Annotated in this window: 20 protein-coding genes; 12 read left to right on the plus strand and 8 right to left on the minus strand. The window is 43.4% G+C overall.

What is annotated here, in order from left to right:
- Positions 1-2: 2 nt before the first annotated feature.
- Genes asnB through H5715_RS16810 form a run of 4 tightly spaced genes read right to left on the minus strand, consistent with a single transcriptional unit; the run spans position 3 to position 5,418 of the window.
- Positions 3-1,970 (minus strand): asparagine synthase (glutamine-hydrolyzing), encoded by a 1,968-nt coding sequence (asnB, locus tag H5715_RS16795; RefSeq protein WP_075186310.1) that lies wholly within the window; start codon positions 1,968-1,970, stop codon positions 3-5.
- Complete coding sequence (locus tag H5715_RS16800) at positions 1,958-3,214, minus strand: glycosyltransferase (protein ID WP_075186309.1); 1,257 nt, start codon at positions 3,212-3,214, stop codon at positions 1,958-1,960. The genes asnB and H5715_RS16800 overlap by 13 nt, the downstream gene beginning before the upstream one ends.
- Positions 3,215-3,220: 6 nt before the next feature.
- Entirely contained in the window at positions 3,221-4,312 is a 1,092-nt protein-coding gene (locus tag H5715_RS16805) for a glycosyltransferase family 4 protein (RefSeq protein WP_075186308.1), read from the minus strand.
- The gene (locus H5715_RS16810) at positions 4,309-5,418 is read right to left on the minus strand and encodes a glycosyltransferase (RefSeq protein WP_075186307.1); all 1,110 of its coding nucleotides are present in this window, start codon (positions 5,416-5,418) and stop codon (positions 4,309-4,311) included. Before H5715_RS16810 ends, H5715_RS16805 begins: the two co-directional genes overlap by 4 nt.
- Positions 5,419-6,313: 895 nt before the next feature.
- Here H5715_RS16810 and xrt point away from each other — a divergent pair.
- The 5 genes from xrt to H5715_RS16835 all read left to right on the plus strand — a co-directional run bounded on the left by xrt (position 6,314) and on the right by H5715_RS16835 (position 11,733).
- Positions 6,314-7,789 (plus strand): exosortase, encoded by a 1,476-nt coding sequence (gene xrt / locus H5715_RS16815; protein ID WP_075186306.1) that lies wholly within the window; start codon positions 6,314-6,316, stop codon positions 7,787-7,789.
- Between the two features lie 83 nt (positions 7,790-7,872).
- Positions 7,873-9,012, plus strand: a complete 1,140-nt coding sequence (locus tag H5715_RS16820; protein WP_075186305.1) for a glycosyltransferase family 2 protein — start codon at positions 7,873-7,875, stop codon at positions 9,010-9,012.
- Between the two features lie 29 nt (positions 9,013-9,041).
- The gene (locus H5715_RS16825; RefSeq protein WP_185906561.1) at positions 9,042-10,148 is read left to right on the plus strand and encodes a DegT/DnrJ/EryC1/StrS family aminotransferase; all 1,107 of its coding nucleotides are present in this window, start codon (positions 9,042-9,044) and stop codon (positions 10,146-10,148) included.
- Positions 10,149-11,015, plus strand: a complete 867-nt coding sequence (locus H5715_RS16830) for an alpha/beta fold hydrolase (protein ID WP_075186303.1) — start codon at positions 10,149-10,151, stop codon at positions 11,013-11,015.
- Between the two features lie 61 nt (positions 11,016-11,076).
- Positions 11,077-11,733, plus strand: a complete 657-nt coding sequence (locus H5715_RS16835; RefSeq protein WP_075186302.1) for a hypothetical protein — start codon at positions 11,077-11,079, stop codon at positions 11,731-11,733.
- On the opposite strand, the gene H5715_RS16840 is transcribed toward H5715_RS16835, so the two are convergent.
- From H5715_RS16840 to H5715_RS16855, 4 genes are read right to left on the minus strand one after another with little or no spacing between them, the layout of a single operon-like run.
- Positions 11,730-12,614, minus strand: coding sequence for a CheR family methyltransferase (locus H5715_RS16840; RefSeq protein ID WP_075186301.1), 885 nt, complete (start codon positions 12,612-12,614; stop codon positions 11,730-11,732). The two genes, H5715_RS16835 and H5715_RS16840, sit on opposite strands and share 4 nt — an antisense overlap.
- 19 nt (positions 12,615-12,633) lie before the next feature.
- Entirely contained in the window at positions 12,634-13,053 is a 420-nt protein-coding gene (locus H5715_RS16845) for a MaoC/PaaZ C-terminal domain-containing protein (RefSeq protein WP_083608076.1), read from the minus strand.
- A gap of 3 nt (positions 13,054-13,056) precedes the next feature.
- The gene (locus H5715_RS16850; protein ID WP_075186300.1) at positions 13,057-13,539 is read right to left on the minus strand and encodes an FAS1-like dehydratase domain-containing protein; all 483 of its coding nucleotides are present in this window, start codon (positions 13,537-13,539) and stop codon (positions 13,057-13,059) included.
- A gap of 6 nt (positions 13,540-13,545) precedes the next feature.
- Complete coding sequence (locus H5715_RS16855; RefSeq protein ID WP_075186299.1) at positions 13,546-14,781, minus strand: hydroxymethylglutaryl-CoA synthase family protein; 1,236 nt, start codon at positions 14,779-14,781, stop codon at positions 13,546-13,548.
- 312 nt (positions 14,782-15,093) lie between these two features.
- On the opposite strand from H5715_RS16855, the gene H5715_RS16860 reads away from it, so the two are divergent.
- The 7 genes from H5715_RS16860 to H5715_RS16890 are packed head-to-tail and all read left to right on the plus strand — an operon-like array spanning position 15,094 to position 22,918.
- A complete protein-coding gene (locus tag H5715_RS16860) occupies positions 15,094-15,333 on the plus strand; it encodes an acyl carrier protein (protein WP_075186298.1) in 240 nt (79 codons plus the stop codon).
- A gap of 32 nt (positions 15,334-15,365) precedes the next feature.
- Positions 15,366-16,538 (plus strand): acyl-CoA dehydrogenase family protein, encoded by a 1,173-nt coding sequence (locus H5715_RS16865; RefSeq protein ID WP_083608075.1) that lies wholly within the window; start codon positions 15,366-15,368, stop codon positions 16,536-16,538.
- A 1-nt stretch (position 16,539) separates the two neighbouring features.
- A complete protein-coding gene (locus H5715_RS16870) occupies positions 16,540-17,466 on the plus strand; it encodes an amino acid--[acyl-carrier-protein] ligase (protein WP_075186297.1) in 927 nt (308 codons plus the stop codon).
- Positions 17,466-18,443 (plus strand): DUF1839 family protein, encoded by a 978-nt coding sequence (locus tag H5715_RS16875; protein ID WP_075186296.1) that lies wholly within the window; start codon positions 17,466-17,468, stop codon positions 18,441-18,443. The genes H5715_RS16870 and H5715_RS16875 overlap by 1 nt, the downstream gene beginning before the upstream one ends.
- Before the next feature lie 36 nt (positions 18,444-18,479).
- The gene (locus H5715_RS16880; protein ID WP_075186295.1) at positions 18,480-20,945 is read left to right on the plus strand and encodes a glycosyl hydrolase 2 galactose-binding domain-containing protein; all 2,466 of its coding nucleotides are present in this window, start codon (positions 18,480-18,482) and stop codon (positions 20,943-20,945) included.
- 6 nt (positions 20,946-20,951) lie between these two features.
- Entirely contained in the window at positions 20,952-21,191 is a 240-nt protein-coding gene (locus tag H5715_RS16885) for an acyl carrier protein (RefSeq protein WP_075186294.1), read from the plus strand.
- Positions 21,192-21,211: 20 nt separating this feature from the next.
- Entirely contained in the window at positions 21,212-22,918 is a 1,707-nt protein-coding gene (locus H5715_RS16890; protein WP_075186293.1) for an alpha/beta hydrolase family protein, read from the plus strand.
- Positions 22,919-22,927 lie beyond the last annotated feature (9 nt).

The raw sequence follows: 22,927 nt of genomic DNA on the forward strand, positions 1-22,927 counted from the left end.
GCCTACCCGTATTGCCTGAGTATATTTTTATACCAGCTCTGAAACATAACAAGTGTCCAAATCGAATTTCCGTGGTCGTAGGCACCTGACCTGTGCTGGTTGAGGGTCTCGGTTACAAGTCGAGGGTCAAAAATTCCTTGGTTGGTTAAATAGCCGTCATTTAAGAGGCTGTCTGTTAAATCACGTAGTTCACAATTTATCCATTGACTAATAGGCACAGAAAACCCCATCTTTGGGCGATCAATTAGCCTGGGTGGTACGTATTTGTATAGCACCTGCCTTAGTAGCCATTTGGACTTTCCTTCTTTGACTTTCATTGTATAGGGGATACGCCAGGAAAAATCTATCATGTCTTTATCGAGTAGTGGAACACGCAGTTCCAAACTGTTAAACATTGATGTTCTGTCGCCTTTGACAAGATTGTCACCAGGAAGATAACAACTTTGGTCCCACGATGAAGCCGCTTTAAAGTAATCATCTTCGAAAGAGTAACCCGAAAATAAATCTGTTTCGTATATGTGATTGTTTAATAATTGGGTAGGATGTTGCCAATAGCTGCAAAGGTATTGATAAACTGCTGCAGGTGAATCGCTTTGAAGAAGATCTATGATTTTCTGAGCCTTTAGACCAAAATTTGCGGAGCCTTTTCGTCCTAGTACCGCATTGATAAACCCATATAACTGCCCATATCTTTGCGTGGGTACTAATTGTACGAGGCGAGATAAAGCTAGGCGAAGAGACTTGGGGTACTTTGCGATCAATCTTGAAAATTTTGCTCCTTGTATATAGCGGTTATACCCGCCAAATAGCTCGTCCCCTCCATCGCCAGATAGGCAAACAGTAAGCTTGTTTCGTGCGAAACGGTTAACTATTAATGAAGGTAGTTGAGAGGAGTCTGCAAATGGCTCATCAAACACATTGGTTAGTTTTTCGACGTTAGTTAAAATGTCTGATGCCGAGATATATAGCTCGTTATGAGCGGTACCGAGATGATTCGCTATAGCTTTTGCATGGATGGCCTCATTAAATTCCTTTTCATGAAATCCAATTGTAAACGTTTCAACGGGTTTACTGCTAATGGCCTGTAAAACCGATGTAACCAAAGTTGAATCGATACCGCCTGACAGAAAAGATCCTAGTGGAACATCTGAAATAGCCTGTCTACCTATGATCGTGTGGAGCAAATTGTCTGCGTGCTCAATGGCCACTTCTTCGTTGGTATAGGTATTAGCTTGGCCTTCCTCTATAGCTTCGTTAACCGACCAGTAAGCGGCTGTTTGACAATCTTCTAGGTCAATATTACGAGTGTCGTGATCAAGTAAATTGATTTTAAGTATGTGGCCAGGTGGTAAGTGTTTACACTCCTTAAATACGGTATTTGGCGCGGTGAAATACCCGAATCGAAAATAACTGCCGAGTGCATTAAAATCCAAATTGAAAGAGCTGGGGGGCACAACACTGAAAATTGCTTTTAATTCCGAGCCGAATAAAAACACTCCATTATGGAGTGCGTAGTAAAGCGGCTTCTCTCCAATTCTGTCTCGAACCAAGGTAAGAGTTGCCTCTTCTACATCCCAAAAAGCAAATGCAAACATTCCTTTTGCTAAAGATAGTGTTTTTTCTGGCCCCCAAAGTTCAAGAGCTTCAATCAAAACCTCTGTATCCGAACCGCCTTTTAGGTGAGTTCCCTGAGTATGTAATAAATTTTTGAGTTCTCTGAAGTTGTATATTTCACCATTGAAGCAGATCACGCTCTTGCCAGAACGAGATGTCATGGGTTGATGGCCCAGCGGACTTAGGTCCTGTATAGCTAAGCGCCGGTGGGCGAAACTAATGGGGCGTTCTTCAGAGTGCCAACAACCAAACGAGTCGGGTCCTCGATGAGTTAACTGTTCGCTCATCGCGTAGGCAGTTTCGTGTAGCTCTCTTGTGCTGCGATTGAAGTCAATTAGCCCTGTTATTCCGCACATAGACTACTTTCTCGAGCTGGTAACTGATTGAATTGATCGGCCAGCTTTTTTCCAATAGATTCGAAAGAAAAATTATTAACAACGTGTTTCCTTGCAGCATCACCAATGGCTTGGCAAAGGTCAGGGTTTTGCATGAGTGTCATTATTTGCTTTATATAGTCATCGGCGGTCGTTGCAAACAGGGCGTGCTCCCCTTCGACCACATTCAACCCTTCAAACGTAACGGGGTGGCCGACAACCGCTTTCCCTGAAGCGAAGGCGTCGAGAATTTTAAGCTTTGTACCTCCACCATCGTCGATAGGGCATAAGTAGATTGCAGCATTATCAAAATAGGGATTAATGTTATCGACATAGCCGTGAACATGAAAATGTTCGTTGTTGGATGCGTACCTAATTAATTCTGCCGGAGGGTTCGCGCCGATTATATTCATCTCTGCATTAGGAACTATCAGCATCAGCTTTGGCCAAATTTCTTGGGCTATAAAGTTAACCGCTCTAATATTAGGGTACCAATTGAGCGTGCCGACAAATATGATGCCAATCGGACAAGGGCTAACCTTACCGGGTTTAAAGAAATCAATATCTACCCCATTGGGTATGTCGACGAATTTTCCATCCGGGCAAAAATCTAAAAACCTTTCAGAGTCTAAATTTGAGCATGTAATGTTAATATCAAATTTCGGGCATAATTCTTGTTCCACTCTTTTAAGGCGTCTGCCTTCCTGTTGAAAATAGAGTTTTTTAAAAATATTCTTTTCGAGACCGCTACGTCTGAAAAGCATATGTGATTCGACGTTATGGTGGTCTAAACTTAAAAGGCAGTTATCGATAGCTTGGATATAGGGGGCGAGGCTTATTGTGTCACAGTGAATGAGGTCGTAATTTTCTGATTTATGTAAATCGTTAGCAAGCGATTGATATCGACTACTTGCTAACCAGTTAATATTGTACGGATATTGAGTGAATAAACTTTTTGATGCGCACAGGATTTTAGTAAATTTTGATTTATCCATTGGGCAATCAACAAACAAAACTTTTTCACAATATTTTTCGAGCTCCTTCTTTGCTATGTCTGTACCTTCCTCATAGCTATTGAAATACGGCTCAATAAGAGATCGTTGGTTAAACGCCAACAGGTGTACGCTATGGTATTTGGATAGTTCTTTTATTAAGTTATAGGCGCGGAGCAAAACTCCCGCTTTGGGTGGGAAAGGTACGAGGTGTGATAACCAGAGTATTTTCATATGCGCCTATTTTGAATATTGCTTAAGATAAGAGTTTAAGAATGATTCCTTGCCAAAGCTTCTGTTGACTTTGTTTCTGCTGGCTTCGCCCATTTTTATTCTTAGTGCGCTATCATCCATTATTTCATTTAGCGCAGTAGCCAAAGCGCTACTGCTATTGGGAGGGATAAGCAAACCATTTTTTGTCGGTTCTACGAGATCACTATTTCCGCCTACATCGGTTGCAATAATAGGTAGCGCTGATGCCATAGCCTCTAAAATACTGCGAGACATTCCTTCCGTATCTGAAGCGAGAACAAAAATATCTGCGGCATTGAGCAGATTAATGACGTCAGTGCGCTCACCTAACAAAATGACCTTCCCCTTTAACTTGGAATTACTAATTTGTAATTCAAGTTCAGATCTGAGAGGCCCGTCACCAGCAATGTAAAATGTTATATTGCTGGTGGTATTGACAATTTCCGCTGCTTTTATCAAAAGATCAAAGCGCTTCAGGTTTACTAGTCTGCCAACACTTATCACAACTATCTCATCTTTCAGCTCAAGTGACTGGCGTGTTATTTCTCGGGAACAGCTGGGAACAGATTCATTAACAAAATTTGGAATATAAGTGATTGAATTGGTAGGAAAACGTCCTCTTTCTCTATAAAACTGAAGCATATTGTTGGAAACGGCCACAAACCGTGTACCAAGAAAGGCGACTATTGATAGCATGTGTATCCGGCGAGGTGTCTCCTCTACCATATAGATATCATGCAGTGTGCCTACATGCCGTAGACCACATAACGATGATACGAAATGCATAGTGATGATAGGGCTATACAGGTGGGAGTGGAGACAATCTAATTTTAGGTTCCTAATAAAACTAATTGTTCTTAAAATAAAAATTGGAAGTTTATATGTCTTTTTATAAAGCGAGTGATTGGGTATGGTGTGATTTTCTATACGGTTGGCGTCTGCGAATTCTTGTATATAAGAACTGCCAAAATGTAGTAGTACAGGTTCATGACCGTGACTTTTTAACAGTGATGCTGTGTCTATCACCATTGTTTCTGCACCACCCAAGTTGAACGTATCGATAAACAGACCTACCCTCATTTAGAGTTTCCTTGGTCGAGTAACTTGTTGTATACGTCAGCGTAACTCTTGGCCATCTGATGTGACGAATAGCGCAGGCTTATTCTCTGGCGCGCGTTATCTCCAAGAGTGTGTCGCAAATCAGTATTGGAAGCCAGTGTCTTAATCGCTTCAGCGAAGGAGCTTGGATCACCTTCGATTAACCGGCCGCAAGTGTGGTCGATCACTGTTGGGATTTCGCCTACAGGTGTTACGATTGATGGTTTGCCAGCTGCCATTGCTTCAAGCAGTGCCATTGGTAAGCCCTCTTTTAGTGAGGGCATAGCAAATATGTCAATCGTTTGCAGGATTTCAGGAATGTCTTGTCTTCGGCCCGTAAAGGTAACACTTCCATTTAAGTTAAGAGCCTGTGTTAGGGAGAGCAGGCTTTCCATTTCTGGCCCGTCCCCAACCACCAGCAGGTGTACTGGAAGACCTGCTAGCGAACTATCTGACAGGGCTCTTATTGCGACATCTACAGCTTTCTCGGTCGTTAGGCTGCTGAGAGTGCCTATTACGATTCTATTGCCGGGTATACCTAGTTCGTTTCTAAGGTTGCTATCCGTAACTAAACGTTGAAGGTCGACACCGTTTGAGATTGTGCTAATCCTGTTGTCTGGTAGGCCGATAGTTTTCATCTCTTCTGCAATTTCGTTTGAAACCGCAACAATGTGCGCAAAAGATCTAAGTAGTAAAGCGTCTATTTTTGCGTAGAGCTTTAACCTTAGGTTGGTTCTTTTCCATAGGTGATTCGTGGCAACTAGGTGCGTGTCGTTCCGGCTATGGTGAGCGTAAAAATCCTCTCTGTAGCCATGGGTATGGACCACATCAATATTATGCTCATTAATGTATCGCCTGATCCGTGCCGGTGCGCTAATATCGAAAGCGTGTTTGATGGGGAACTGGACTATATCGAACCCCATCTTTTCCGCTTCTATGGCGAACTCGGGGCGCGGCAGATTAGCTTCTACCGGGATGCCAATTATGGGGTGATAGCTAAACTCAGGCAGAAATTTTCCGAGTTCCAGGATCACGCGCTCTGCGCCCAGTAGTTGACCGGTGCATCGGATATGAAGTACTTTTCGCATATGCCGGAGAATGTCTTTTTGTTTGTATCATGGCGATTTTAACAACAAAGACATGTTAATTCGATAAGCTTTTTTTATGACAATTCAAAGTCTGTGCTTTAGCGTTGCTTGTGTGTCGAATAATATTACATGTTTTGTTTGTTTAGTTGACTTGAAGCGATGAGGAGGAAATCTTAAGATGCTTTCTCGGTGCTAACGTTATACGAATCTAAAAAAATACTTGATAGACCTAGTTATTAGCCTATTTGACACGAGTCTCATTGAATTAGTCATTAAAGATGTGGCCGCTCGGCTGCAAAATGTTCTACCGCAACTATATGTGGCTCAATTAATTTTTTCTCTACGGGTTACAGTCTCGCAGATAGCGTAGTTAGTTTAAGACACATGGTGTTTTCGATCGGGCTACCGGATGTTGTAACGTCGTTCAGAGGTGAAGGCAAAGTGTTCGTTTGTCGTTAAGTGGCAAGCTTCTTGAGCAATGTTTCTCGGTCTTGCTGCTCAGCTTGAAGACGTTAGCGTCGAATCGTGACTTAGTCATAGTACGACCGCTATCACAATCATTTGACAAATACGAGACGATTACACTGGGGGATTTCTTGTATATCCATAAATTAAAGAAGACTGAATTAGCGAGTGTCGGCTAGTACTATCACATTGAACCACGAAGCCATGAACTAAAATTTTTCATCCAGGTGTAAGATGAATGGGTGAAGCGAGTATTCAGCTGTGGGTATTTTCGTAAGGCGGTAAAGCGGTTTAGGTTTGTCTTTTATCGTAGACTCCCAAATAGTGTGATTCGATGAAGTAGGGGCGGGCATGGATTAATGGCGAAGTAATGGTGTATTGAGGGGTAGAATGGTTGTTGAAAAAAAGCAAGTTGTAATGGGATAGGTAAATGGAAGCTTACAGTAGTGAGACAAGTCGGCGTTTTTTTCTGGTAATTGCTGCAGGATCTTTGTGTTCGCTGCTGATCGTATATCAGCATACTCTAATTTTGTATGATCAGTTTTGGTCAGATCCAGTAAAAGCATATTCCCACGGATATTTGACTGTTGGAATGGCGATGTTCTTATTTTACAAAAGAATCAGTTTATTACAAGAAATTGTTGTTCAGCCATCAATAGCCTTTACGCCATTGGCGTTGCTGTTTTCCGCGCTATGGTATATCGGGCATTACGTACAGGTCTCGATTGTTGAGATGGCGTTACTACCTGCCATCATTTGGTCGTGGGTTCTCATTGTTGGGGGAAGATCGTTAGCTAAGACGGTTCTACCTGCGGTTGCGCTTTTTTATAGTGCAGTGCCTATCTGGGATATGCTGGTAGTTTATCTTCAGTCGATGGCTGTTTTTGCTACCGAAAAATTCTTGTTGTTGGTCGATATACCGGCTTATGTTCGCGGAGAATACATTGAAATTCCAGCAGGGTTGTTTCGCGTAGAGAGAGGCTGTGCCGGATTACACTATTTAATGACGGGTGCAACGATTGGTTTTTTTTATGCGTTTGTATATAGGTTTTCCTATGTTAGCAGAGTCACTATTGTCTGTTTGGCCGTTGCTTTTTCTGTGGTGGCCAACTGGGTAAGGATTATTGGCTTGGTGATAGTGGGAAATGTTACAAACATGGAACACAGTCTAATTACAGAGGGACATTCGCTCTACGGATGGCTGATTTTTTCAGTAGTAATGGTTGTATATTTTGTGCTTACTCGATATATCGGTGTGTTACCGAGTGAAGCTCAAGAAGCGAAATTATTCTCCAGGCTGGGCGTAAAAAGGTATGCATCTAAAGTGTCTATTGCCTTTGTGGCGATTGTTTCGGTTGCCCCCCTATTTGCTTGGTATAGTTCTTCTTATACACCCTCTTCCTTGGCGACTCCAAATAGTTTTGATTTGGAAAGAGCTATACCAGAATATATCTGGAGGCCAGATTTTAATGGCTATGATAAGGTGGAATACAGTAGCAAATATTTTGATGAATATAGCGCGCAAATTTTGGTTTTAACATACCAGTACCAGCTCCAGGGAAAGGAGATGATTTCAGACAGTAACAACCTTAGCGAAGATAACGAAATAAAATATGTAGATAATCTAACGCTAGGGGAGCATGGTCAAATAAGTATTCATGTTGTCAGTAGTGGTCGAGATAGCCGTTTGGTTTTCTGGGGGTACTTAACGCGGGACGTTTATACTTACTCTGATATTCAGGCGAAATTGGACCAGTTGGTGAAGAGAAGCAAGGCTGGGCAGAAAGCAGTATTTGCAAGCTTGTTGTGCCAGTCCAAAGCCTGCAATAAAGAGATTCAAAGGCTGAATAAAAATGAGTACTCTTCTGCGGTTCGCCAGATGTTGATAGAAGCGGCAAGAGAATAGTTTCTTGAGTGTATAAAACTAGAGTGGAGCTTCATGTGTTTTGGGTATATTGAAAACTAAGTCTAGTAAAAATAGAGGGTATTATGCTTGTAATCTTATTTTGGATAGCAATATTTTTTACTTTGTATAGCTACTTTATTTATCCTATTGCCCTTAAGCTTATTGTTTTTTGGGGTGGTGGTTCACGTAAGCAAGTAAAGAGTAGTACTAGCGTTAATATATCACTCTTGATTACGGCTTATAATGAAAAGGATAGGATTGGTAAGAAGCTAGAGAATACGTTGAAATTGGAATATGATCACGGGTCTTTGGAGGTCATCGTTGCTTCAGATTGCTCGGATGATGGAACCGATAATATCGTCCGTACTTATGAAGATAGGGGGGTAAGCCTTGTTCGTGCGGCTAAGCGCTTAGGTAAAGAAAATGCGCAATTGGCAGCAATAAAGGTGGCGCAAGGTGAAATACTTGTATTCTCAGACACCGCGACAGATATTCCGCCTGATGCTCTTAATAAATTAGCTGCATATTTTAGTGATGAAAGTATTGGAGCCGTGTCCAGTGAAGATCGTTTTGTCGCGCAAGATGGATCTCTACCTGGCGAAGGCGCTTACGTTAAATATGAAATGTGGCTGAGGCAGCAAGAATCTAGGTTGGCCGGCTTGGTTGGTTTAAGTGGATCATTTTTTGCTGCGAGAAAAGAGGTGTGTCAAGAATGGGATATTCATTCTCCTTCCGATTTTAATACTGCGTTAAATTCAGTTCGTTTGGGCTATAAAGCAATTACTGCCCCTGATGTTCTTGGTTACTATCAAGATTTAAAGGACTCTTCAAAAGAGTATTCTAGGAAAATACGGACTGTGATTCGAGGTATGACGGCTTTACGAAGACACCCCGGCGTTCTTGATCCTACTAAGTACGGCCTTTTTTCCTTCCAAGTTTGGAGCCATAAGTTGATGCGGTGGTTGGTACCTTGGTCGCTATTAGTGCTTTTTGTGGTCTCTGCGTTTATCTCAGGTGAAGGTCAGCTTTACCAATTGGCATTATTGGTCCAAATAGTTTTCTACGGTATAGCGATTGCGGCGCACTTCAATAGTTCGCTTTTACGTTATGGTGTTGTAAAACTCATTTATTTTTTTGTTCAGGTAAATATTGCGCTTTTTGATGCATCGATCAAATTTTTCTCTGGTACGAGAATGACCACCTGGAAGCCTTCTGCACGATGATAACCAGTATACCGCCTGTGGGTAGCCGGGTGCTGGCGTTTAAATCAAGGGCAACCGCGCCATCGTTCCCCGGTTTTGATTGCACTTGGTTGAATTGTGGAACTGCAGCGCTGGCGCTTGCACTTCTGGCTGCAAAGGCATTGAAGCCGGAGGTGAAAAAACCAAAAGTTATATTGCCAGCTTACGGATGTCCTGATCTGGTTGCGGCGGCTGTTTTTGCCGGTGTAAAACCAGTCTTGGTCGATATTCAACCCGATGACCCCTCTTATGATCTCGACAAACTATCCATGTCGCTGGATGAAGCGGTAATTGCAGTTGTTGCAGTAAACTTTCTTGGTATACGGGAACGGTTACAGGAAATTAAAGATCGACTCGTCGGTCGCGAAATTGCGTTAATTGAGGACAACGCTCAATGGTTTCCTGAAGAGTACTTGTTCGAAATAGAAAGATCTCCAGCAGATTTTATATTGACCTCATTTGGGAGGGGGAAACCTGTCAACTTGCTGGGCGGCGGGCTCTTACTGAGTAAAACTATCTTTACCGCTCAGCTGAAGGTGATGCAGGCAGAGTACAGCCTCAGCGCGCCGAAAAAATGCAATGCAGTTGTGGCATTAGGGTTTCGGCTTAAGAGCATACTTTTCAACGCATTTTTGACTCCTACTGGTTACGGGATTCTCAGTCGGTTACCTTTTCTGGATATTGGCGCGACGAAATATCATTCGTTATCAGCAATAACTTCGATGGATGAGGTGAGGCGTCGGTTTCTACCGCTAAACCTGCGCCAGCGTATTGAACAAGATCGATCTATTGAGGCCTATTATCACAATGTGCTGGATGAAGGTGGGGTGCATTCATTGCCAGTTTCTCTTAGCGAACGGTGTGGTCGGTTATTACGTTACCCCGTTTTGGTGGATACCGAGTTAACAAGAAAGTACTTAATTGAATCGAAGCTGGGAGCATCACCTTTTTATGGTAAACCATTAATCACAATTGATGGTATATCGGCGTTGGCTATCGGCGAGCCGAATCCTGCTGGTGCACGCAAATTTTCTGAACGGTTGTTGACCTTCCCGGTGCATTCAGCAGTTCACCAAAAGCATGTAGATGGCTTGACCAAAATAATACAGCGGAGTTAAATGGTGAGCTTAAAGGTAGCTGTAATAGCGGTTATTTCGATTGGACTTTTGGGATACGGCGGATTGCTTTTTTCCATCGGGCATTTTATGCCTAAGCGGCAAGTAGTATTACCTAACGACAGGGGAAGCCATGTGCTTTTTAAGCAAGGTAATATTCGCTATGTTCGGGATTCGGACGATAAAACCACTACTGTTTTTTTGCACGGTTTTAACGGACGCCTCGAAGTGTGGGAAGAGACGATTGCTGGACTTAATGGTTGTGGTACCACTTTCAGTCTAGATGTTCCAGGTTATGCTGGATCAATGTGGGACTCAGATGATTTCAGCGTGCAGGTACAATCCCACCGAATATACCATTTTTTACAAGACCAGGGGCTAGAGCGGGTAACGCTTGTCGGTATATCCATGGGCGGTTCTATCGCAGCACAAATTTCTGCAGATTATCCGGACTTTGTCAGCTCGCTGGTTTTAATTGCTCCATCCGGGTATACGAATTCTCTAAACTTTTGGGTGCCTGCAAAGTATTTTCTGGAGAAAGGGTTGCTAAAAAATGTAGCCTTGTCGGTGGCCAATACTTCGCTATTTAAATACCTTTATCCAAAAAGTGTTGCGGCACAGGCAATGTCCGTTACGGACTCTTATAATGATCAATGGATTAACAGCTTAAAAAATATAGAAGCGAAAGCCATTCTTTTATGGTCGAAAGGAGATAATACAGTTCCGTTCGAGTATGCAGAAAAAATCTCCAAAGAGATTGACGGTAGTGTTGTACACGCACTGGATGAGTGGATTGGCCATGACGTCACAAAAAATGTCCCTCATATGATTTCGGAAGTGGTATGTGGCCTACATTTAACTAATGGCTAGAGAATATGCTTTTTAGTATAAATTATTTTAAATGTAGAAATACTGGCTAGGAGTTATGTTTATGAACAGTAAAAGACTTCAATTTCTGAGTGAGCACTTCAGGTCGCAAGGCTTTCTGCATGCAGCCAAAATCTCCTTCCGAAGAATTTTCTTTCCTTCCCGGTGCTACAAAATTTTGTTTGCACTTGATGAGCCCAAGCCAAATGAGAAAGCTGTAATTACCTCCGCCAATCATGTGTTCAGATTTGCTACAGTTGACGAGCTTAAGATGTTTTCTAAAGTGAAAGACTTTGATATCCATGATTTTGATATCGAACGTGTTGAACGCGGCAGTGCAAGGTGCATGCTACAATTGGACAAGGAAAATCTTGTCGGCTATTCATGGATATGGAGAAATAATCTTGCCCATATCGATGATGGATTTCATATTAATTTGCCAAACGATACGATATACAACTTTAAAGGGTATACCTCTCCAGAATACCGTGGTGACGGGTTTCAGGCTTTACGTCATTTAAAGCTATTGGAAAATCTCAAAGACAGTGGTGTTAACCGTCTATTTGGGTTTGTCGATCAGTATAATCTTCGGTCGCTAAATGGTGTGAAGAAAAGCGGCTATAAAAGAGTGGGAGAGATGGTGATAGATAGAGGGAGTGAAGATGTACGTATGTCGCTGCACCTGAAAAATTATTTTTGGTCCAGGGAAGCGCGTACTTAACTGGCGTTTTTTTTGTGTTTTACAAATATTGTTCCGTATCGATAGTTTCGATTTTTTGATAGTGCGAAATAGGGTTCGCAGCCCCAATAATACCCCCACCAACGTTCATCGATATGCTTCCTTGAATAATTATAAATACTCTTCAATTTATAGGTTAAGGGGGAGAGTTGTGTGTTTTTAAGAATATTTGTTCGCATATCTAACTCCATCCCGTCAATAAAAAGTACCGAATTATTTTTCATAAATGGAATGATTTTTCCCAGTACTTTCGTGGCCATTGTGGGTGGCATATGAAAAAGCACATTTTGAATAAAAATAATATCAGCAGAGCAAACTGATTGTTGAATATCATCTGTTAGCAGGTTGGCTGTTGAAAACGAAACGTGACTCTTTAAGTGCTCTTTTACGCAGTAGGTATCTGTTCCTTGCTGCTTGTCGAACGTTTGAAGTATGAATTCTTGAGGTATGCTGTGGCCTTGTGTAATTTCACGAAGCGTGTAAATACTGCTTTCTGCTTTTTCCACCATTTCCTGGTGGAGGTCAGAAGCTTGTATATTAAACTTTAGCTTAGGGTTAGCTTTGGCTAACGCAGACGCCACAGTGTAGGCTTCTGCCCCGTTGGAGCTTGCAAATATCTGGATATTGAGGGTTTTACTATCTGTTGGGGCTATATGATCCAAAACCGGACCGGTTAAAGCTTCAAGCTGTAAAGGTGAACGGTAAAAGCATGTATAAGTGTGGTTGTTTAAACGATCCGTTGTTTTTAACAGCTTGCGATGTTTCTTGCGACCGTATGGTAGAAGAATAAGGCCGAAATAGAGCTTTTCTCTTGCCCAGCGGTATACCTTTTTCAATAGACGAAAGACCAGTGTGTTTCTCATAATATAGCAAGGTCGTGAGTTAGTGAGTGTAGATACGAAGTGTAATATTACCGGTACAAATAGGTATCCCGTTCTGTGACACGCCAACGTTGCATACCGCTACGATATGATCTTTTTGTGTCTCACACTCGGTGACTTCTCCCCTGGCCTCTAGCGGCTCATTGGGTACGGCGCTAGCTTCCATCTTCCAGTTAATGCGTTCTATTTCGGAATTTTCACCGAGCCATGCTTCGATCATTCGCACCAAAACATTACCCGTTAAACCTCTGTGAACGACAATATCCGGAAGACCTTCGCTTATTGCTGCTTCCTTGTCGTAGTGCACATGATGCCTATTCCATGTGACCGCACTGTACATAAAAAGGTGAGTACTGCTAAGCGTTGTTACAAATGCGGGAATGGTATAGCCGACAGTGATATCGCTTGGTTTAGTTGTCACGAGTTAAAGCCTTTTAATAAAGGTGGCTATTTCTCTGGCCACTAATTGATGTTCTCTTAAATAAAACTGGGTAAGGATTTCAATAAAGTAGAGCTTCCCCGAACGCCCTTCCTTAGTGAAAACGCCTTTTAACTCGGTAGTAATGGTAATATCATCTCCCGGTTTTGCTCGCTCGAAAATTTCATATTCGCTGCTTCCACCGACGGTGCGTGTTGCCGGAAGAGGGATATTCAGTTCGGCAGGAGAGTTGTCTGAGGGCAATCCGCTAAGCGGTATATCGTCATACGATAGCGATTGGTAAAAAAGGGGGGGGGCTACAATACCGCCGTAGCGCGTTTTCGCAGCATACTCTTTGTCGAAATATAAAGGATTGTTATCCCCGATCGCCTGGGCAAAGCGTTTAATATCTCTCTCATTAACGATATATTTGCGCGTACTTTGTTGCCCAATATGATCTAAAGCTTCTTTTGGAATATTGTTGCCCATCTCGGTTTACTCGAAATCACTGTATTGGCGGATATGGTTTGTATTGCCCAGATAGAGATATTTGCCGGTAAGCCCCCAATCACTAGAAGCAAATCTTTCGGTGTCACCAGTACCCAGCTGATCATTCGTGCGAACAATATTTTCGTATTCACTTACGCTTAGCCGTTTGCGCGCATCAAGTTCTGGTTGTGGATCTATTAAGTGCGTGTATTGTTCGAAACCTTGGGTTGGATACACAATGCCCCATGAGGCGGCGCAACCACTACCATAGGAAAATAAGCTGATTTGTCGTAGGGTTTTGGTGGTGTTTTGCCGCAGTAGATCGATAAGCGCCAAGAACAATGAACCTGTATAAATATTTCCGACAATGGCATTTAGAGAGAGCCACGGCGTAACACGTTGTTGTAGTGATTCGCGAAAGGTCGCGTATTCGGGAGTGTCTCTTTCCACTATGAGATTGTTATCGATCTCATAGTGGCGCTGGTGAGCTTTGATGGCCATTTTTACAAATGGTACGTGATAAATACAGGCATCCAGCTGATCAAGTTTAAATAACTGGGGTAGAGTGGCCTTGCTCATGGCATCACTGTAGGCGCCGGACAAAGCATCAAGGTAGCAGTCTATGGAGTAGTGCCCGTCGACAAAGGCCGTTTTCGAGTAGAGGGGCCGCCAAAAATCCATAACATGTTTGGTGTAATTACCCGTTATATCTTCATCAAAGGTTAATAGCTTTGGAGTGTCCGAGATAATCATTGCAACGGCACCGGCACCCTGCGTTGGCTCCCCCGCATCGCCAATGGGATAGCGCGCGATATCTGCAGCGATAATCAGCGCTTTTTTTCCGGCCGCTCGACCACAGGAAATCCAGTCTGCAGCGGAAGTGACAGCAGCCATGGCCCCGAAACAGGCGTGCTTGGCTTCGTAGGTGTGGCAATTACTTTTTAAACCCAATGCTTGATGTACGTATACTGCAACGGGCTTGCTGTGATCGACACCGGTTTCTGTACCAACAACTAAGGTTCCGATTTCGGCAGGATCAATATTGAATTTCTGAATGGCTTTTAAACCCGCATTTATTGCGAGATGTACGGGATCCTCCATCGGGGTGGCGATTGCCATGCGGAGCTGCCCAAGCCCTTTAGTGAATTTGTCGGGATCAATTTCTCGCGCCTCCGCGAGGTCTACTAGATCGAGATAATGTTGGGGGCAGTGAAAGGCAATTGCTTCAATACCAACTCTCATTATTATATCCTCTGCTAACGGCGCCAACGTTTAGTATGCGTGTTCATAAGTCTGATTAGACTGAATTTGTACTAAAGCTGCAAGTCGCTTGCCAAAAATAATTTCTTTCACTACCGTTTTATTTAGTCTTGCCCGCAGTAAAAGGTTGATATCTGGGGGAAAAGGCTTAAAAGATAAATTTTTGATTAAGATTTTTCTAATTGTAGACATTGTATTTGTGTCGAATCGGTTTACAGTGCGAAATTTTTTACAGGCTGGCTATTTTTTTAATTCATATTAATATGGTGGGAACGTTTTAAACGGAATAGTGGTATGTTTGAAGATAAGATTAAAGAAATATTGAGCAAGCATGGGAAATTGTCATCTGATGTGAGCACTCTAACCGATACCAGCGACCTCTACGCTGCCGGTCTTACATCTCTTACAACGGTAAATGTGATGCTCGCGATTGAGGATGCTTTTGACGTTGAGTTCGAAGATCGCATGCTAAATCGACAAACATTCCAAAGTATCGATGCGCTAATTGAGGCCTTGGAAGAATTGAATTGCTAACACCTCTAACAACAAGGTAAGCGGGGTCTTTTGTGAGCGAGGATAGTAACGGGAAGTTCTATGCAGTGCTAAAGACTGTAGAGCGTCTGGGCGTTGATGTTGTTGCAAAATGGGCTGACGATGTTGATAGGAACGCGCGTTTTCCAGTAGAGGCTTTCGATGTATTTAAAGAAAGCAAGCTATTGAGTGCTTACGTTCCTGCGGAATATGGTGGTATGGGATTGAGCATAAGGCAAATTTGCAAGATATGCGAAACGTTGGGTGAGTACTGTGCTTCAACGGCAATGGTGTATGCGATGCATCAGATTCAAGTGGCCTGTATTGTTCATCATGGCCAAACTTCCGAATATTTTCGCAGTTTCTTGAAAGCGCTTGCACACAATCAGTGGTTGCTTGCTTCAGCTACCACTGAGCTAGGTGTAGGGGGCGACCTTCGCTCCAGCATTTGCGCCCTGGAAATAAAAGGAAAGCAATTTAGTTTAACAAAACAAGCGCCGGTTGTGTCCTATGCCTTGGCGTCAGATTTTATTCTTATTACCTGCAGGGCAAGCCCTGACTCGCCATCCAGTGATCAGAAGCATGTCGTCGTTAAAACAGAAGATTGTGAGATTGAAGAGATTGCTGGATGGGATACCTTAGGGTTTCGTGGTACTTGCAGTTCGGGTTATACGGTGAAAGCAAAGGGCGAGACCGAGCAAATTTTGCCAGTAGAGTTTTCCAGTGTGCTAGCACAAACTATGCATCCCGTTGCGCATTTAACATGGGGCTCTCTGTGGGTGGGTATGGCTGAGGACGCTGTTCGGCGGGCGAGGAAATCGGTGCGTATTCTTGCCAGGAGAACGCCGGGTACAGCCCCGGTAAGCGCCCTGCGTTTAAGTGAAGTTGATGAGCAGCTGTTTGCGATGAAGGGAAGTTTGAAGCAGATGATTGTGGAGTATCAGGAGCTTATAGACAGTAATCAGTTGGAGTTCTGTAGCCAGTTTGCCTTCGCAACAAAAGTGAATAATGTCAAATTACGATGCTCTGAAATGCTTGTCGACATCGTGGGTAATGCGTTACAGATTGTCGGAATTTCCGGTTATAAAAACGATTCGGATAACAGTTTGTGCAGACATATACGCGATGCTTACGGTGCTGCGTTAATGGTGAACAACGACCGTATTCGTGGCCACAATTCAACTATGCATATTGCGATGAGAGATTAGTATGTGCGTTCAGGATACCGATATTTTGGCAGCTTACTCCGAGTTTCGTAATGCGTTAACGGCGGCGGGGCTGTTGATTGCGTCGGATGTAAATGGCGTATACGGGCGAAGTGGCGTATTTGAAGCTATCGTGGATGGGCTGGAGTTGCTTATTACACGCGAAGGGGCTTTTCAGAATGCAGAGGTGATGCGTTTCCCTCCTGTTGTTAGCCGATCGACCTACCTTGCAACCGATCATATAGAAAATATGCCTGATCTTATGGGCTCGGTTCATTCGTTTAAAGGTGATGAAAAGGCGAAGCGCCAGTTAGTTGTAGATGCGAATAAGAAAGCTGCCTGGGAAGAGCGGCTTTTGCCCACCGATGTTATGTTAGTGCCTGCGGCCTGCTATCCGCTTTACCCGGCGGCCACCGGCACCTTGTCGGACGAAGGTCGAGTGGTAGATTTAAAAGCCTTTGTCTTCCGGAACGAGCCTTCTGATGACCCAGCGAGAATGCAGTGTTTTCGCCAGCGTGAATACGTACGGCTAGGTTCGGCCGAGCAGGCAATTGAGCATAGAAATCAGTGGTTGTCGCGAGCGGAAAAAATGTTGTTGAGTTTGGGTTTGGATGTACGCTCAGAAGCAGCCAGCGATCCTTTTTTTGGTCGAACGGGGAAAATAATGCAGGCTGCGCAGTTAGAGCAAGAGCTAAAGTTCGAGATCGTGGTACCCATTTGCTCCAAAGAAAAGCCAACGGCCATTACATCTTGTAACTACCACCTCAATCATTTTGGACAGACTTTTAAGATATTATTGCCAAATGGAGAGCCGGCCCATACCTCCTGTATAGGGTTTGGTTTGGAGCGTATTACCTTGGCACTGCTAAAAGCCCACGGCCTGAATCCAGAGCTGTGGCCGAGTGAAATCAAAGAGCAGTTGGCAATCTAATGGCCAGTATTATTCATCTGAGCCCAGCAAGCTATAGTGCTCACAGTCTTCATGCAGGGGACAGAGTGTGGAGCGAAACCAACTGCTACGTGGATGTTTTAATCGAGCTTATCCATTCATTAGGTTTTGAACCTATTGCAGGATTAGCGTTTACACTAGCGATTGATTTTGAAGAAGATCAGTGGACGTTTTTCAAATACCCCTTGAATGATCTTCTGCAGCTCTATGGCATGGACGTCCAGGAATTAAACCCATGGAATGATTTGGCTCGGCATATAGAGACTCAGGTGAGCGCCGGGCGATCGGTGTTGGTGGAATTGGATTCATACTTTTTACCCGATACGGTGGGAACAGCCTATAGCGAAGAGCATGTAAAATCCACAGTGGCCGTAAATGCAATGGATACGAGCGCTAAATTTATGGGCTATTTTCATGGCCAAGGTTACTATGAAATTATAGGTAATGATTTCGAGCAGGTATTTCAATTGAACGGTTTGGTACACGAAAGAATGTTGCCGCCCTATATTGAGCTTATAAAGGTAAGAAAAAATCTTCAGGCGAAATCCGAAAATGAACTAGTTGAACGGTCAATAATGAGTTTACGGCAACAGTTTCTGCTTATGCCGGAAGACGGCCCGCTTGAAAGATTTAAATTGAAGTTCGAAAAAGACCTCCCTTGGCTAATCAGTGATTCGATAGAGCAGTTTCATCAGTATTCTTTTGCCACATTAAGACAATTTGGTGCATGCTATGAATTGGCCGCTACCTACCTGAATTGGCTAGATTCTAAAACAGATTTGGAGTTAGATATTGCGGGTCAGCATTACCTCGCAATATCGAACGACGTAAAGGCTTTCCAATTTAAATTAGCTCGAACTATTGCGAGGAAGAAGCCTATTGACCTGGCGCCATTGGACAAAATGGCAGAACACTGGTGGCAAGCAAAGCAGCTGCTTAAAATTGCTCTATCCCTTTAACGCTCATGCCGATTGGCTTGTAAACCGGAAATTGTAATGGAAATAACTGACTGGCGTATAAGTCGATCGACACCAAAGCAATTCCTTGAGCCATCTGAACTTGATGATACTCGCTACGATCTCAACGGATTGTTTCCGAGCACTATTGCGCAAACGTTAAAGGCTAGTGCGCGGACAGCCGACAATATCGACCAATATGACTGGTGGTTTCGCACAGAATTTAGATATGAGAACAGCTGCGCACAAACGCTGATGCTGCACTTTGAGGGGCTGGCGACAATTGCAGAGGTTTGGTTAAATGGAGAGCCTATTTTAACGTCGGAGAACATGTTTTTGGCCCAGTGTGTTTCTCTAGGTGTACTGGACGACCGTAAAAATCGGCTGGATATAGTATTTCGTTCTGTATTTTCTGCTTGTGTACCGTTTAGGGGCCGACCGAAATGGAAGACCAATTTAGTTAAACGGCAAAATTTGCGCTGGATTAGAACATCCCTGTTAGGGTATATCCCCGGATGGACTCAAGCGTACCCCGCAATAGGCCCTTGGCGACCCGTTCATGTTCTTCCGAAAACGGAATACTACCTGAAAAAACTGAAAGTTATTCCGGCTTTGAATGGCGAATCGGGGGAAATCAAAATTCTGGGAGAACTTTGGCAAGACCCTTCGTTGAAATTCGATCCTACAATTGAATTTTTTATAGAGAGTAAAACTTTTACGTTAAAGTTGGGTAAGCCTGTCGAAGGCTATTACAGTATTAATGAATCCATCAAAATACCGTCGCCTAGAAAATGGTGGCCACATACGCATGGTGATCAAAATTTATATCAATACCAGCTAAAACTTGGCGGCACCGGCGCTAATTCGTTAACACGAAATGGAAACGTTGGCTTCAAATCACTTGCACTACTAAACACAAAAAATGATATTCAATGTTTAATAAACAATGAAGAAATTTTCTGTCGGGGTTCCTGCTGGACCATAGGCGACGCGTGCAACTTTCAAAGTGAAAACTTGCCCAGCCTACTTGGACAATTTGTCGACGCTGGAATGAATATGATTCGAGTCGGCGGCACCATGGTTTATGAAAATGATGAGTTCTACGGCTTGTGCGATAAGCTGGGAATAATGGTATGGCAGGACTTTATGTTCGCCAATATGGACTATCCAGTCGAGGATCAACAATTTAGAGAAAATATTCGAGAAGAAGTGCGCCATCAGGTTCGACGCCTGTCCGAGTACTGTTGCATAACAATTTTTTGTGGCAATAGTGAGGTAGAACAACAGGCCGCGATGATGGGCTGTGATCCTGATGAATGGAGAAATGAATTCTTTGCCTGCGATCTGGCTGAAATATGCAAAGAGAGCATACCAAATGCTGGCTATTTTCCCTCATCGCCTTGCTATGGGGATTTGCCTTTTCAACCAGACGTAGGCTTAGCCCATTATTTTGGTGTTGGCGCCTACCTTCGCGAGCTGGACGATATCTGGGTAAGCGATATCAAATTTTCGCCGGAATGTTTGGGTTTTTCGAATATTCCTGACGAACGAACACTTATTGAATGTTTCGATTGTGCAGCGCCGCCTGTGCATACACCAGCCTGGAAGGCTGGTGTACCGCGGGATAACGTGGCGGGTTGGGATTTCGAAGATGTTCGGGATTTCTACACCGAAAAGTTGTTTGGTGAAGATATATTGGCGTTACGATACTCCAAAAATCAAAAATATTTTAAACTTTCAAAACTGGTTACGGGCGAATTGATGAGCCGGTTATTTGCTACTTGGCGAAGTTCGCTCACCAGTTGTCGCGGCGCGTTAACTTGGTTTTACAAGGATATTATTCCTGGCGCGGGGTGGGGTCTGATCGATTCGTTTGGCAGGCCCAAGCCTGCGTGGTACATATTGAGACGCTGTCTGCAGCCTGAACAGGTTCTCATGATTAACAAAGGCTTGTCTGGGCACATTTATAGCGTAATAAATGAAACCGAGAATACCAAACGCTATAAGCTTTCCATAGATTTTTGTAGCAGTGGTGTCATTGTACAATCCTTTAATACGAGCATTTGTGTGAATGCACGAAGTGAAATACAATCCAGTCTCGCAAATCTTGCAAATGGATTTCAAGATACGACATTTTCCTATCGCTTCGGCGAGAAAAAGTACGATGCGATATTTTTAAGTTTAAAAAATGATGATAGCAGCATTATTTCGCGCTACGTCGATTTTCCTGGCTTAATCCCTACTATACCAAACAAAATGGAATCCATTCTGGTGGATCTCATCCATGAGCTAGGAAATGACTATCTGGTACTGACAACCGATAGTCCAGTCTATTTTGTGGAGCTATCGAGTAAGTCGATAAGCTTATTTGATAATTATGTGCATCTGTTACCGGGGGAAGATTACAAAATCAAAATCACAATTGATCCAGGGGTGACAAAGGTGAGGGGTAGCCTCTCGGCTATAAATTCTTCTAATAGCGTACGGTTTGTCTGTGAAGTTTAAAAATATATGAATAAATCCAGTATTGATCTTGTAAAGAGCATATTTAAAGAGGTCTTCGGCTTTATGTCCGACACAGAGCTAGAGCGTCTAAATAAGGATGAAACCCAAGCGTGGGACTCACAAACGTTAGTTCGTATTGTAACGGAAATAGAAGCAGAGTTTGATCTATTCCTGGAAGTGGAAGAGGCAATGTCTATTAAAAGCTTTCAGAGTTGCATTGCTCTCCTCTCGTCGAAAATACCTTAACACTATTTATGAGCCGTATAGTGAAGACTATTGCATGGCTTGGTGAGGGTGATGGCGCGGCTTATAGCGTCCATTTTTCATTAGACAGTTCAAGGCCCTCAATGGGTGTGATTCTCTGCCCCCCCATTGGTATTGAGTATAGCCACCACCATCGTTTACTTACACAAACAGCCGAAAATTTTGCCTCGACAGGTGAATGTCAGTGCATCAAATTAGACTATACAGCCACAGGGGATTCGCCTGGCGATGTAATAAGCGGTAACTTACTACAGAGTTGGCATAACAATATTGCTCTGGCGGCTAGCCATTTAATTAGCGAGCGGGGTGCTACCTCATTGCTACTTTGGGGGTTCCGATCGGGCGCTTTAATAGCTGCTTCGGCGGTCGCTGAGCTGGCGGCACGCTACCCTCTAAAGAAATTAATTCTCTGGAACCCCGTTTTATCCGGCAAAGCGTTATTGAGGGATGCAGAAATATTTGCGCGAAACCAAGATGCAGAAAATTCGCGATTTTTTGATTTTGGTGGTCTGGTAACAACGAAAAATTCGGCTCAGGAATTGGGAGCGCTGAAGCTGACAGAGTTTCGATATGAGGGCTTAAGATCTATTTGTCTTTTACAGCCGGAAAACGAACGGCCCGTCAAACGCTTGCGTGAGTACCTGGAAGGTGCTGACGTACAGTTGGTGCAATATCAATATGGAGGCCAATCGGAGATGATGAAACCGGCACTCCTCAATATAGTTTCACAAGAAGCTATTGATAAGCAGTGTGAATACTTGTGTATCACAGAAAGTAAGCGGAAAAAATGGGCTACTAGTATTAGTGAGTCATCCAGGCCTCTGATAACAACGAATTACTGCGAGAAAATCATTGCCTGCAGTAATCGGCAAGCTGTGGGGGTGTTGGCTATGCCAGCTTCTGCCGTGGACGTGAAGATCATTATTGTACTCCCTAACGGTGGAGCTTCACCAAAGTCCGGTCCTGCTAGGTTGTATGTCCATATTGCACGGACACTGGCGAAAGCGGGAATGGGCAGTTTACGAATAGATTTAAGCCAGCTAGGTGATGGAGCGATGGTTACCGATAAAGCAGAGAAAGCGATATCACCTTATCCTGATAATTCGTCGAACGATATACAAAAAATGCTATCTAAAATAAATCAACTTATGCCGAATAGGAAGATTATTTTGGGGGGGCTGTGCTCAGGTGGACACAACGCTTTCCACTATTTGTTGAACGATAAGAGCCATACTGTAAACGAATTAATTTTTATTAATCCAATCGATTTTTATTGGAAGCTAGGGATGTCCGTTACTCCCCATGTTGAACCCATATACAACCGGAAAGCGACGGATAGGATGGAGCTGGCAGCCAGGCTGATAAACACTATTTCTTGGGGCTTTGGAAAAAAACTCGCGACAAAGGCAGCAAGATACTGTCTGATAAGAGACAAATACCTCGTGCAGGTTAATCCCCAGTTGAGTATTGATTTTCTAGGGCTGGTAAAGGAGGGGGTTGCAATCAAATTTTTTGTGTCGAAAAATGAACCGGGGGAAAGTATTCTCAAGGCTTCCCTGGGGGCAGTATATTCTTTTTTGCGGAGAGAGGATAAATTATTTATAACGAATCTACCAGCAACCGGACATGCTTTTCTATTATGGGATAGCCAGGTTCTGCTCGCGGACGCCTTAATTTCAAGTTACAAAAAAACGCTCGATGGTGCATGATTAGAGTAT

It is taken from the genome of Teredinibacter haidensis (assembly GCF_014211975.1).
Taxonomy (GTDB): domain Bacteria; phylum Pseudomonadota; class Gammaproteobacteria; order Pseudomonadales; family Cellvibrionaceae; genus Teredinibacter; species Teredinibacter haidensis.